Genomic DNA, 13,057 nt, shown 5'->3' with positions numbered 1-13,057 from the left:
GACGAACGCACGGAGGGGCTGAACCTCCCTTGGTGACAAGGGGGTTCAGCCCTTTTCGGCGGCCTCGCGGGGAGCACCGTGCCAGCGCCACCGGGTGAGACGGGCGCGCCCGGGGATCTCGCCCCGGCCGGTCGCCCACAGCAGGGTGGGCCACGGGCCGGCGCCGGCCGGGGCGTCCGGGAACAACCGCGCCAGCACCCGTTCGCACAGCCCGGCGTCCGGCTCCCACCGCACCCCGAGCCCCTCGGCGACGTCGTGCAGGTGCACCAGCGTCTCGACGACGCCCATGGCGGCGAAGCCCTCGGGGTCGGAGGCGCCGAAGACATGGTGCGACCTGACGTCGGGCGCGGCGGTGCGCACCACGGCCGTCAACAGGGCGCCGCTCGCCTCCAGCACCTGCACCAGCCCGGCCGCACCGGCCCCGCGGTCGGCGAAGACGACGTTGGCCGGTCCGCCGGGCCTCCTGGGGCTCCAGACGAAGGGCACCTCCCGGTCCGACGGCGGCTGCTCGGGGCCCAGTTGGGCGGCATAGGCGAAGAGATCGTCGGCGAGGTGCTCGACGGTCTCCCAGCAACTCCACTCCAGGGAACCGGCCCTGACGTCCCAGTCGGCCTCCCGAGCCCCGCGCAGTACGGCCGCCGCCGCCCGGACCGCGTCCCGCACGTCGTCGGCGGTGACAGGGCCGGGACCGAGGTGGGCGCCGGGACCGAGGTGGGCGCCGGGACCGAGGTGGGTGCCGGGTGGTCCGGGTGCTTCAGACATGCCGGGACGGTATCAACGGCCGTCGCCGGTCCCGGTGTGCGTCGGCGCGAACATGCGCAGCACCGCCGGGAGCACGACCACCGACGGGCCGGGTTCGGACAGCGCCTTCGCCAGGTCCGCCGCCAGGGCCCGCGGGGACGTCCGCACGCCCGGCACGCCGAAGGACTCCGCCAGCGCCGCGAAGTCGGGGCGGGTCAGCTCGGTGCCGGTGGCCGCGCCGAAGGAGTCCGTCATGTACTCGCGCAGGATGCCGTAGCCGCCGTCGTCGACGATCAGCCAGGTGACGTTCAGGTCGTGCTGGCGGGCCGTGGCCAGCTCGGCGACCGAGTACAGGGCGCCGCCGTCGCCGGACACCGCCAGCACCGGTCGGGTCGGGTCGGCCACCGCCGCGCCCAGCGCCGCGGGGAAGGCATAGCCGAGGCCGCCGGCGCCCTGCGCGGAGTGCAGGCGGTTGGGACCCTTGGCGTCGAAGGCCGACCAGGCCCAGTAGGCGAGGATCGTCATGTCCCAGAAGGACGGGGAGTCGGCCGGGAGCGCCCTGCGCACCGACGCCAGCACTTCCTGTTCCAGGGTGAGGTCCTGGGCGGCGATACGGTCGGCGACCTTCGCGAGCAGGTCCCGCACCCGGCCGGGCGCGGTCTCGTCCTGCCGCGTCTCCACCGTCTCCAGGAGCGCCTGCAACGCGAGGCGGGCGTCCGCGTGGATGCCCAGCGCCGGGTGGTTGGACTCCAGTTTGCCGAGGTCCGCCTCGATCTGGACGACGCGGCCGCGGGGCGTGAACGTGTGGTAGTTCGACGACAGTTCGCCGAGACCCGAGCCGACCACCAGCAGGACGTCCGCGTCCTCCAGGAAGTCCGTGGTGTGCCGGTCCTCCAGCCAGGACCGCAGGGAGAGGGGGTGCGTCCAGGGGAACGCGCCCTTGCCGCCGGGGGTGGTGACGACGGGCGCGTCGAGCCGCTCCGCGAGCTGCCGCAGCTTGCCCGACGCGTCCGCCCGGACCACTCCCCCGCCGGCGATGATCGCCGGGCGCTCGGCACGCGACAGCAGGTCGGCGGCCAGGGCCGTCAGTTCGGGGCGCGGCGGCAGGTCGTCGGGGAACGCGTCGCCGCCCGTCACGACCGGGATCGACGTCCGCGCCAGCAGCACGTCCTGCGGGATCTCCACCCACACCGGGCCGTGCGGGACCGTCAGCGCGGACTTCCAGGCCGCCTCGATCGCCGAAGGGATCTGCGACGCGGTGCGGGCCTGGTGGACGGACTTCACGACACCCCTGAACGAGGCCGCCTGGTCCGGGAGTTCGTGCAGATGACCGCGCCGGCCGCCGCCCAGCCCCGCCGTCGGGACCTGGCTGCAGATCGCCAGGACCGGGGCGGAGGCCGCCGCGGCCTCGTGCAGGGCGGCGAGGGAGGTGAGGGCGCCCGGGCCGGTCGACAGCAGCAGCGGCGCGGCCTCCCCGGTGATCCTGCCGTACGCGTCCGCCGCGAAGCCCGCGTTGTTCTCCATCCGCAGGCCGACATAACGCAGCGAGGAGCGGCGCAGGGCGTCGAAGACGGCGAGCGCGTGCTGGCCGGGCAGCCCGAACACCGTCGTCGCGCCGAGCCCGGCCAGGGTCTCCACGACCAGGTCTCCGCCGGTGCGGCCGGGGGGAGGGTTCAGTGCGGCCTCCGTCTGCGCGGCGGTCGGGCGGAGCACCAGGTCGTGGTCGTGAGTCACTTCGCGCGAGCCTCGGCAATCTGTCGGGACATGATCGTGGTGAGTTCGTACGCCGTGTGGGACGCGGCCACCGACGTGATCTCCGCGTGATCGTACGCGGGGGCCACCTCGACGACGTCCGCCGAGACCAGGTGGCAGGAGGCGAGGCCGCGCAGGATCTCCAGGAGCTCGCGGGAGGTCATGCCGCCGGCCTCCGGGGTGCCGGTGCCGGGCGCGTGCGCCGGGTCGAGGCAGTCGATGTCGATGGAGATGTAGAGCGGGCGGTCGCCGATGCGCTGGCGCAGCTGGTCGGCGATCTCGTCGGCGCCGCGCCGGTAGACGTCCGCCGAGGTGACGATGCCGAAGCCCATCTTCTCGTCGTCGGTGAGGTCCTGCTTGCCGTAGAGCGGTCCGCGGGTGCCGACGTGGGACAGCGCCTCGGTGTCGAGGACGCCCTCCTCGACGGCCCGGCGGAACGGCGTGCCGTGTGTGTACTCGGCGCCGAAGTAGGTGTCCCAGGTGTCGAGGTGGGCGTCGAAGTGGAGCAGGGCCACGGGGCCGTGCTTCTTCGCGACCGAGCGCAGCAGCGGGAGCGCGATGGTGTGGTCACCGCCCAGGGTCATCAGGCGCGCGCCGGTGCCGAGCAGGTCGTCGGCGGCCGCCTCGATCGTCTCCACGGCCTCGTGGATGTCGAACGGGTTCACCGCGATGTCGCCGCCGTCCGCGACCTGGGCGAGGGCGAACGGGGAGGCGTCCTGTGCCGGGTTGTACGGCCGCAGCAGCCGGGACGCCTCGCGGATCGCGTTGCCGCCGAAGCGGGCGCCGGGGCGGTAGGAGACGCCCGAGTCGAACGGCACGCCCACGACGGCGACGTCGGCGCGGCCGACCTCGTCGAGGCGGGGCAGCCGGGCGAAGGTCGCGGGGCCGGCGTAGCGCGGGATGCGGGAGGAGTCGACGGGGCCGCGGGGCGTCTCGTTGCCGTCCATGGTCGTATGCCTTCTTTCTCACGCTTCGTCGCGTATGCGCTGCTTCTCGTCCGACCCTACGGGGGAGTCGGGCCGGGGGTCTCCCGTCGACCCTAGGCAGCCGGACGGCGGCCGCGAAGTGTACGTTTCATCCATCATGGGGTCCTGATGTGGAGGAAGCGCACATGACGTCGCCGGGTCCGCCTGCCGTCCCTCCCACTCCGCCCGTGCCCCTCGCCGCCCTGCTGGCCCGCAAGGATCTCGGGCTGCGGCAGATCGCCGGACCGGTCGGCGCCGGCCCGGTCCTGCACGGCGCGCACTCCTCGGAGATGGCCGACCCGTACCCGTACCTGCTGGGCGGCGACCTGCTGCTGACAGCCGGGGTGCACCTCCCGGGGACGGCGGGGCCGGGGACGGCGACGCAGGGGACGGCAGGCCCGGGGACGCACGTCGACGAGTACGTCTCGCGGGTCGTGGCGGCGGGCGGCGCGGCCCTGGGCTTCGGCGTCGCGCCGGTGCACGACACGGTGCCGCCCGCGCTGGTCGCCGCGTGCGAGGCGCACGGGCTGCCGCTCCTGGAGGTGCCCCCGCAGACGACGTTCGCGGCGGTCGCCCGCGCCGTCTGGCAGCTCATCGAGCGCGCCCGCACGGCCGAACTGCGCCGGGTGACCGAGGCCCAGCAGAGCCTCGCGGCCGCCGCCTCCCGCCCGGACCCGGTCCCCTCCGTGCTGCGGCAGCTCGCCCGGCGGGTCGGCGGCCGCGCGGTGCTGTACGGCCCGCAGGGCGCGGAGATCGCCGGGGCGGGCAGTCCGTCCGAGGCGGACGACCCGCTCGCCGCGCTCGCCCGGCTGCTCCTCTCCCGCGCCGCCACTCCCGCCGCGCAGGCCGCCGCCCCGTCCTCGGCCGCCCCTCCCGCCACCGCCGGCGACACCACTCCGGCGGGCGTCCACCTGTCCGCCTACGCGCTCGGCGCCGGGCGCGGCTTCGTGCTGGGCGTGGCGGCGCCCCGGCGGGGTCCCGGCGACCACACCATCGCCTCCGTCGCCGCCGTGCTGCTCTCCCTGCTCACCGGCGAGCAACAGAGCGGGTCGGGAGCGTCACGCTCCTCGGCGCTGGTACGGCTGCTGCTGGGCGGCGCGCCCGAGGAGGTGGCGCCGCTGCTGGGCGGGGAGCGGTGGCTCGTCGTGCACGGGCGGCCGCAGGGCGGGCGCACTCCCGACCCGGTGGCGGCCTCCGCGCTAGGCGCCGGGCTGGGGTCGCCGCTGGTCGATCTCGGCGAGGACGTCGTCCGGGTCCTCGTGCCGGCCGGCCGCCCGCCGCGGCCGCAGCCGGGCTGGGTCCTCGGCGTCAGCGCGGACACCGCTCCGGCCGGCTGGCCGGCCGCCGACGCGCAGGCGGCCCGCGCGCTGGGCCGGGCCCTGGCCGCCCGCACGGCCCTGGTGCGCCACGGCTCGGGGGCCGGGCTGCTGGACCTGGTGCCCGCGGACGAGGCCCGGGACCACGCGCGTGCCCAGCTCGCCCCGCTCGCCGGCCGGGCCGCCCTCGTCGAGACGCTGCGCGCCTGGCTCTCCCTGCACGGCAGTTGGGACCGGACGGCAGTCGCCCTGGCCGTGCACCGCAACACCGTCCGGCAGCGGATCGCCCGCTGCGCCGCGCTGCTCGACGCCGACCTGGACGATCCCGACGTGCGGATGGAGCTGTGGTTCGCGCTGAAACAGGACTGACCGGGAGCGACCAGGACCGATCAGGGCCCCCCGAACGCCTGCACAGGGGGCGTGACGCGTGTCCCAGCGTCCGCAACAGCCGGGACGCCCACAGCCCGCTGCCCCACAATGAGTCCATGCCGATATCCGCGACGCCCAGCCGCGTCGAACTCGTCGACCACCTCGTCAGAACCCGTATCGCCGGGGACGTCGCCACCCCGCGCGAGAACAACCTCTCGCACTACCGCCACCTCGCGAACGGCGTGCGCAACTTCTGGCTGGGCCTGGAACTCGGCGACCGCTGGACCGACGAGCAGGACGTGCTCGCGGTGATGGCGGAGCGGGTGGGAGTCAACGACGATCCCGAGTACCGCTACGGGCAGGACACCATCGACCCCGAGCTGACGGTCGACGGCCTGAACCGGATGGCGGCCCGGCTGCGCAAGGCGGCCGAGGGCCGGCAGCGGGTGCTGTTCGCCACCGGTCACCCGGGCGGCCTGCTGGACGTGCACCGCGCGACCGCCGCCGCCCTGCGCGCGGCGGGCTGCGAGATCGTCGTCATCCCGCCGGGTCTGCAGACCGACGAGGGGTACGTCTGGCAGGTCGCCGACGTGGCGGTGCTCGAGCACGGGGCGACGCTGTGGCACACCCACTCGGGCGAGCCGATGAAGGCGATCCTGACGGCGCTGGAGCGTGCGGGGCGCCCGCTGCCGGACCTGGTCGTCGCCGACCACGGCTGGGCGGGCTACGCCGGCCGGCACGGCGTGGACTCCGTCGGCTACGCCGACTGCAACGACCCGGCGCTGTTCATCGGCGAGGCGGAGGGCGTCGTCCAGGTGGCGGTCCCCCTGGACGACCACGTCGTCAGCCCGCGCCACTACGACCCGATGGTCGCCTACCTGCTCGCGGAGGCGGGCCTGTAGGACGGGGAGTCACGGGCGGGGGGCACGAACGGCGGTTCAGGGCAGGGGCTCAGTCCGCCCGGGGGACGCGGACCACGCCCTCCTGGATCACCGACACCGCGAGCCGGCCGTCCTGCGTGTAGATGCGGGCCTGGCCGAGGCCGCGGCCGCCGTGCGCGGAGGGCGACTCCTGGTCGTACAGGAGCCACTCGTCGGCGCGGAACGGGCGGTGGAACCACATCGCGTGGTCCAGGGACGCCCCCACCACGTCTCCCACGGCCCAGCCGCCGCGCCCGTGCGCGAGCAGGACCGAGTCGAGCAGGGTCATGTCGGAGACGTAGGTGGCGAGGACGACGTGCAGCAGAGGGTCGTCGGCCAGCTTGCCGTTGGTGCGGAACCACACCTGGGAGTGCGGTTCGCGCGGCTCGCCGAACTTCCCGTACGGCGGCTCGTCGACGTAGCGCAGGTCGATGGCCTCTCGGGCCTCCAGGAACCGCTCGACGACCGACGGGTCGAGGTGGCCGTACCCGCGCAGCCGCTCCTCGGAGGTGGGCAGCGTCACCGGGTCCGGCGAGGCCGGCATCGGCGCCTGGTGGTCGAGGCCCTCCTCGTACGCCTGGAAGGACGCCGACAGCGAGAAGATCGGCCGGCCGTGCTGGATGGCGACCACCCGCCGGGTGGTGAAGGAACGGCCGTCACGGATGCGCTCGACGTCGTAGACGATGGGCGCGCCCGGGTCCCCCGCACGCAGGAAGTACGCGTGGAGGGAGTGGGCGGGCCGGTCCTGCGGGACCGTCCGCCCGGCGGCGACCAGCGCCTGGGCCGCCACCTGTCCGCCGAACACGCGCGGGACGACGGCGGACCGGGACCGGCCGCGGAAGATGTTCTCCTCGATCTGCTCGAGGTCGAGCAGATCGAGGAGATCCTGCAGTGCGTGGCTCATGGCGTCCAGTTGTACCGGGCAGTAGTGGCCGGGACCCTACAGGCCCATGTCCTTGGCGATGATCGACTTCATGATCTCGCTGGTGCCGCCGTAGATGCGGTTGACGCGGTTGTCCGCGTACAGGCGGGCGATCGGGTACTCGTTCATGAAGCCGTAGCCGCCGTGCAGCTGGAGGCAGCGGTCGATCACCCGGTGGGCGACCTCGGTGCAGAACAGCTTGGCGCTGGCGGCCTCGGCCGGGGTCAGCTCGCCGGCGTCCAGTGCCTCCGTGGCGCGGTCGGCGACGGCCTCGGCCGCGTCCACCTCGGCCTGGCAGGCGGCCAGCTCGAACTTGGTGTTCTGGAAGTGCGCGACCGGCTTGCCGAAGACGGTGCGCTCCTGCACGTACTGCTTGGCGAACCGGACGGCAGCCTTGGCCTGCGCGTACGCGCCGTAGGCGATGCCCCAGCGCTCGGAGGCCAGGTTGTGGCCGAGGTAGTAGAAGCCCTTGTTCTCCTCGCCGAGGAGGTTCTCGACGGGCACCTTGACGTCGACGAAGGCCAGCTCGGCGGTGTCGGAGGTCTTCAGGCCGAGCTTGTCCAGCTTGCGGCCGATCGAGTAGCCCTCGGACTTGGTGTCCACCACGAGGAGCGATATGCCGTGCCGGCGGTCGTCGGCGCTGGGCGCGTCGGTCCGGGCGCAGACGATCATCTGGTCGGCGTGGACGCCACCGGTGATGAAGGTCTTGGAGCCGTTGAGGACGTAGTGCGTGCCGTCCTCGCTCAGCTTGGCGGTGGTCTTCATGCCCGCGAGGTCGGAGCCGGTGCCCGGCTCGGTCATCGCGATCGCCCACATCTCCTCGCCGGAGACGAACTTCGGCAGGTAGCGCTTCTTCTGCTCATCGGTGGCGAGCAGCTTGATGTACGGCAGACCGAGCAGCACGTGCACGCCGGAGCCGCCGAAGGTGATGCCCGCGCGGGCCGTCTCCTCGTACAGGACGGCCTCGAACTTGTACGAGTCGATGCCGGCGCCGCCGTACTCCTCGTCCACCCGGATACCGAAGACGCCCAGCTCGGCGAGCTTGTAGTAGAAGTCGCGCGGCGCCTGGCCGGCCGCGAACCACTCGTCGTAGACCGGGACGACCTCGGCCTCGATGAAGGCCCGGAGGGTCTCCCGGAACGCCTCGTGGTCCTCGTTGAACACCGTACGGCGCACCGCCGGCCCCTCTCTGCGCCTAAGCCGGCGCCGCTCTCGCGGATGTGGTTGCTCGCCGTGGGGGTTCCTCAATGTGTGGCTGCGGTTTCCTACGGCTAAGCGCTCGCTCAGAAGCCACCGTACCGGCGGGTAGTGAAAAGCGTCCAGACCTCTCGGCCCCCGACACCCGTAACGCTCGTCACGTACCGGGGGCGCCCCCCTGACCGCCGACTGAAGCGCCGTCGTGGCACGCTTTCACCGGCCGAAACCGAGCCAGACCGCGACGAAGGTGCCGGCCGCCAACCGGACGAGGCCCACGCCGTGCGAAGGAGAGCCGCCCCAGACGCGTCCAGGGCTCCCTGGGCAGTGGCCAATGACGACCGACGACGACCAGCAAGCGCACGGCCCTATCGCCCCTGACCTGCAAAAACCCACCCCTCGAATGCGTGGAGGGCGAGGTCAGCAGCACCTTCAACCAACTGAGCCTGAAGACTTCCCGCGAACACGCCACCGTCAAGGTGACCGCCCCTTCACAGGTTCACTGGGCCCTCACCGTGGGACGCTGACGAGCTCGTCAACGGTTGGCGTTGGCACGTCGAAACCTTGATCGTCGGTCATGGTCTGCGCGGTGGGGAACCGGACGCGTCAACCTCCCGTCGTAGCGTAAATCCCATGGCCCCAAGGGAAGTTGGGATCATGGGATCCAAGAAACAGCCGCACAACGCCGCGTTCCGTGAGGGCACCGTTCGCATCATGATCGAGACCGGAAAGCAGGTCCCGGAGGCAGACGAACTCGGCATCAACGGAATGAAGGCCTGGCGGGACATCGCGACCCCATACGACAAAACCTGAGAGTTACCGGACTGCGTCTCCGCCGCAACGACCATCTGGATCAGCAGCCTCCTGCAACCCCATTGATCACGACAGGCTCCAGCGTCTCCCCGGGTCCGGCCGACCTGCCCGGCCGGACCCTTCCCGTACCACAGAGTGGAGATGCCGTGACCGACGCCTCACCCTCACGTTTCTTGCGCATGGCCCTGCGTGCCGACTCCTTCGCTACGTCCTCGGCCGGGACGATCACGCTCATCTCGGTCCTGTTTGCACTCGTCTTCACCAACACTGTCGCGGGCGTCGTCGCCGCGACCGTCCTCTTCGCCGCATGGGTGGCCGTCGGTTGGACCGGCCGCAGGCATCAGCGGCTCACTGGGCGGAGTCGGACAGCTGAAGACCGATGATGCCCACGATGAAAATGCCACGGATATCGGCATGCACTCATAGGCACCGATCTCGACGGCAACGCCTCCATCGCCGTCGCCGGTCAGGAGGACACCCCCCTCACCGACACCCGCGAAGCCCTCCGCACCCTCATCCTGGAGATCAAGGCGGGCAAGGCAGACCACCTGCTCTAAGGGTGCTCCAGGGACTGGGCGGCGGGTACGTTTGCCGCTCGGGACCTCGCAACGCCGCAGGCGGGAGGGCCTGTCGGTGGGGCGTGCCAGGATGCACGCATGACGGAAGTAATCAATCACGCGGACCTCGCGCCCCTGAGGCTCTTCGACACATCGCCCGGCAACTACAGCCTGATCCTCGGCGACGACCACTTCGCCGAGGCGGGCGACCTTTTCGAAGCCGTCGGCCAGGAGGTCAGCGGCTACAGCTGGGACGCGGTCGCGCGCACTGCGGTGCGCGTCCACGCGCCGGAGCTGGCCGACCGGATCGGCGGTTTCGATCCCGAGGCCGGGATGATGTGCGTCTACGGTAACGACGAGGCGGCGCTGCGGGAGCTCGGGCTGATTCTCAGCGGCGCTTTCCATGACCGCGCCAAGCTGGCCGCGCTGATCGAGGTGACCGACCCCGGCGACTGGGACTGAACCCGGCTCCGCCCGAACTACCGCCGGGACGACAGGCGCGGTGACTAGTGGTGCCAAGCTCGTCCGCCAGTGTTGTGGATGAACCGCTGCAGCACCTTGAGGGTGGTCAGATACTCCTCGTCGGAGATGTCCGCGTGCCGTTCCGCTCGGAGTTCGTCCTGAAGGGCCGCCGCCTTGCCGTAGAACGCCCTGCCCTCAGCCGTGATGCCCAGACGTCCCTCTGCGTCCTCGGTGACCCAACCCTGGACGATGATCGTGTCGATCTCCGACTCCATGGTTTCCGGGCCGACGTCGAGGTAGTTCCGCAGGAGGCGGGAGACTTCGTCACGGGTCTTGACCGTGTCGGAGCCTGCCACCTGCGCGAGGGCCCACCACTGCGGTTGGGTGGTGCCGATGCCGGCGAGGGCGGCCCGGGTCCGGTCGATGACGGCCTTGTAGGCCGCCCAACTCCAATATCCGATGGGCTGTTCGATCAGGTCGGTGTCGCTGTGCGAGTACTCCATGGCCATGATCCCTGCCGTTGTCCGAGTCGGTTCCTCGAACTCGACCGTAGAAACTCAACCGGACTTGAGGTCAAGGGCGTACCGGTCGACACGTCCGAGCGAGCCGGGCGTCAGGCGTCCGCCGCCGCCGCGAACGCGCCGCGGGCCATGCGGTGCAGGAGTTCCGCCGTGGCCGCGCGGCCAGGGAGGGAGCCCGGGCGGCCGAGGTGCGGGGTGGAGTTCAGGAGGCCGAAGACGGAGTGGACCGCGGAGCGGGCGGCGGGCTCGACGAGGTTCGGGTAGAGGGCGCGCACCGCCTCCACCCACAGTTCGACGTACTGCCGCTGGAGCTGGCGGACCAGCTTGCGGTCGCTGTCGCGCAGGCGGTCCAGCTCACGGTCGTGCAGAGTGATCAGGGGACGGTCGTCGATCGCGAAGTCGATGTGCCCCTCGATGAGCGAGTCGAGGACCGCCTCCGCCACTGCCGGGCCGCCACCCACCACCGCCGGGCTGCCGCCCAGCCCCGCCCGGTCGGCTTCCGCCCCCGCCCGGTCGGCTTCCGCCCCCGCCCGGGAGGCGTCCGCCCGCGACCTGTCGGCGCCCGCCTCTGCCAGCCGGCGTCTGGCGCCGGTCAGCAGCTGCCCGCTGATGCCCACGAGCAGTTCCGCGAGCATCGCGTCCTTGCCGGGGAAGTGCCGGTACAGACCGGGGCCGCTGATGCCGACCGCGGCGCCTATCTCGTCGACCCCGACGCCGTGGAACCCGCGCTCGGCGAACAGCCGCGCGGCCTCCCTGAGGATCTGCTCGCGCCGGGTGGGGGCGTCGGTTCTCGTGGCCATGGGAGCAATTCTAGACAGGGAGGTTAGCGGTCGTTAACCTGAAGGAAATGGTTAACGCTCATTAACAGTCGATCACTGGCGTGAGGGGACCGCGAGGATGGAAGAGGCACCGGAGCTGACGAGCGCGGGCGACCCCGCGTCGGAGGCCTGGCGGGCCAACGAGGAGGCGCACCGCGCACTCGCCGAGGAGCTGCACGGCAAGCTGGCCGCGGCCCGGCTGGGAGGCGGTGAGAAGGCACGGGCCCGGCACACCGCGCGCGGCAAGCTGCTGCCCCGGGACCGGGTCGACACCCTCCTGGATCCGGGGTCGCCCTTCCTCGAGCTCGCCCCCCTCGCCGCCGACGGGATGTACGACGGGCAGGCCCCGGCCGCCGGGGTCATCGCCGGGATCGGGCGGGTGAGCGGGCGCGAGTGCGTGATCGTGGCCAACGACGCCACCGTCAAGGGCGGCACCTACTACCCGATGACGGTGAAGAAGCACCTGCGCGCCCAGGAGGTGGCGCTGGAGAACCGCCTGCCCTGCCTGTACCTGGTCGACTCCGGCGGCGCCTTCCTGCCGATGCAGGACGAGGTGTTCCCCGACCGCGAGCACTTCGGGCGGATCTTCTACAACCAGGCCCGGATGTCGGGGGCCGGCATCCCGCAGATCGCGGCGGTCCTCGGGTCGTGCACGGCCGGCGGGGCGTACGTGCCCGCCATGAGCGACGAGGCGGTCATCGTCCGCGGTCAGGGCACGATCTTCCTGGGCGGCCCGCCGCTGGTGAAGGCCGCCACCGGCGAGGTCGTCACCGCGGAGGAACTGGGCGGCGGCGAGGTGCACTCCCGGGTCTCCGGCGTGACCGACCATCTCGCCGAGGACGACGCGCACGCGCTGCGGATCGTGCGCAACATCGTCGCCACGCTCCCCGCGCGCGGCCCGCTGCCCTGGCAGGTGCGGCCGTCCGTGGAGCCCAAGGTCGACCCCCACGGGCTGACCGGAGCCGTGCCCGTCGACTCCCGCACCCCCTACGACGTGCGGGAGGTCATCGCGCGCGTGGTCGACGGCTCCCGCTTCGCGGAGTTCAAGTCCGAGTTCGGGCAGACCCTGGTCACCGGTTTCGCCCGGATCCACGGCCACCCGGTCGGGATCGTCGCCAACAACGGCATCCTGTTCTCCGAGTCCGCCCAGAAGGGCGCCCACTTCATCGAGCTGTGCGACCAGCGCGGGATCCCGTTGGTGTTCCTGCAGAACATCTCCGGCTTCATGGTCGGCAAGGACTACGAGGCCGGGGGCATCGCCAAGCACGGCGCCAAGATGGTGACGGCGGTGGCGTGCACGCGCGTGCCGAAGCTGACGGTCGTCGTCGGCGGGTCGTACGGCGCGGGCAACTACTCCATGTGCGGCCGGGCGTATTCGCCCCGCTTCCTGTGGATGTGGCCCAACGCCAAGATCTCCGTCATGGGCGGCGAGCAGGCCGCCTCCGTCCTCGCCACCGTCAAGCGCGACCAGCTGGAGGCCGGCGGCCAGGAGTGGCCCGCAGCGGACGAAGAGGCGTTCAAGGACCCGATCCGCGCGCAGTACGAGCGGCAGGGCAACGCCTACTACGCGACCGCCCGGCTGTGGGACGACGGGGTCGTCGAACCGCAGGAGACCCGGCAGGTGCTGGGCCTGGCCCTGACGGCCTGCGCCAACGCGCCGCTGGGCGAGCCCCGGTTCGGCGTCTTCCGGATGTGAGGAGGGGACTT

General features: G+C 72.2%; 12 protein-coding genes. 5 read left to right on the top strand and 7 right to left on the bottom strand.

Annotated elements, in window-relative coordinates:
* Positions 1–45 precede the first annotated feature (45 nt).
* Genes C6376_RS14725 through speB form a run of 3 tightly spaced genes read right to left on the bottom strand, consistent with a single transcriptional unit; the run spans position 46 to position 3,440 of the window.
* Positions 46–762 carry a DinB family protein gene (locus tag C6376_RS14725; RefSeq protein WP_159083205.1) on the bottom strand — a complete coding sequence of 239 codons (717 nt, stop codon included), beginning with the start codon at positions 760–762 and terminating at the stop codon, positions 46–48.
* 12 nt (positions 763–774) lie between these two features.
* Positions 775–2,475, bottom strand: coding sequence for a thiamine pyrophosphate-binding protein (locus C6376_RS14720; protein WP_107443837.1), 1,701 nt, complete (start codon positions 2,473–2,475; stop codon positions 775–777).
* Entirely contained in the window at positions 2,472–3,440 is a 969-nt protein-coding gene (speB, locus tag C6376_RS14715) for an agmatinase (protein ID WP_107443836.1), read from the bottom strand. Before speB ends, C6376_RS14720 begins: the two co-directional genes overlap by 4 nt.
* Positions 3,441–3,604: 164 nt before the next feature.
* Here speB and C6376_RS14710 point away from each other — a divergent pair, with 164 nt between their 5' ends.
* Together C6376_RS14710 and C6376_RS14705 are read left to right on the top strand one after the other, a co-directional pair.
* Positions 3,605–5,143: a PucR family transcriptional regulator gene (locus tag C6376_RS14710; RefSeq protein WP_107443835.1), complete on the top strand. Its 1,539-nt coding sequence runs from the start codon at positions 3,605–3,607 to the stop codon at positions 5,141–5,143.
* A 116-nt stretch (positions 5,144–5,259) separates the two neighbouring features.
* Positions 5,260–6,045, top strand: a complete 786-nt coding sequence (locus C6376_RS14705; protein WP_107443834.1) for a phosphatase — start codon at positions 5,260–5,262, stop codon at positions 6,043–6,045.
* A 49-nt stretch (positions 6,046–6,094) separates the two neighbouring features.
* On the opposite strand, the gene tesB is transcribed toward C6376_RS14705, so the two are convergent.
* Positions 6,095–6,967 (bottom strand): acyl-CoA thioesterase II, encoded by an 873-nt coding sequence (gene tesB, locus C6376_RS14700; RefSeq protein ID WP_107443833.1) that lies wholly within the window; start codon positions 6,965–6,967, stop codon positions 6,095–6,097.
* A 36-nt stretch (positions 6,968–7,003) separates the two neighbouring features.
* Positions 7,004–8,161, bottom strand: coding sequence for an acyl-CoA dehydrogenase family protein (locus C6376_RS14695; protein WP_057574840.1), 1,158 nt, complete (start codon positions 8,159–8,161; stop codon positions 7,004–7,006).
* A 675-nt stretch (positions 8,162–8,836) separates the two neighbouring features.
* On the opposite strand from C6376_RS14695, the gene C6376_RS43820 reads away from it, so the two are divergent.
* Positions 8,837–8,992: a hypothetical protein gene (locus tag C6376_RS43820; RefSeq protein ID WP_159083204.1), complete on the top strand. Its 156-nt coding sequence runs from the start codon at positions 8,837–8,839 to the stop codon at positions 8,990–8,992.
* Between the two features lie 656 nt (positions 8,993–9,648).
* On the top strand, positions 9,649–10,011 hold the full coding sequence (locus C6376_RS14685) for an Imm51 family immunity protein (RefSeq protein WP_107443831.1): 363 nt from the start codon (positions 9,649–9,651) through the stop codon (positions 10,009–10,011).
* A 44-nt stretch (positions 10,012–10,055) separates the two neighbouring features.
* Here the strand turns inward: C6376_RS14685 and C6376_RS14680 are convergent, their stop codons facing one another.
* Together C6376_RS14680 and C6376_RS14675 are read right to left on the bottom strand one after the other, a co-directional pair.
* Positions 10,056–10,514, bottom strand: a complete 459-nt coding sequence (locus C6376_RS14680; RefSeq protein ID WP_107443830.1) for a MarR family winged helix-turn-helix transcriptional regulator — start codon at positions 10,512–10,514, stop codon at positions 10,056–10,058.
* 110 nt (positions 10,515–10,624) lie between these two features.
* Positions 10,625–11,332: a TetR/AcrR family transcriptional regulator gene (locus tag C6376_RS14675; protein ID WP_107443829.1), complete on the bottom strand. Its 708-nt coding sequence runs from the start codon at positions 11,330–11,332 to the stop codon at positions 10,625–10,627.
* A gap of 97 nt (positions 11,333–11,429) precedes the next feature.
* Here C6376_RS14675 and C6376_RS14670 point away from each other — a divergent pair, with 97 nt between their 5' ends.
* A complete protein-coding gene (locus C6376_RS14670) occupies positions 11,430–13,046 on the top strand; it encodes a carboxyl transferase domain-containing protein (RefSeq protein WP_107443828.1) in 1,617 nt (538 codons plus the stop codon).
* Positions 13,047–13,057 lie beyond the last annotated feature (11 nt).

The organism is Streptomyces sp. P3, assembly GCF_003032475.1.
Classification (GTDB): domain Bacteria; phylum Actinomycetota; class Actinomycetes; order Streptomycetales; family Streptomycetaceae; genus Streptomyces.
Note: the sequence above shows the minus strand (reverse complement) of the source record. Positions and strands in the feature narration are given on the sequence as shown.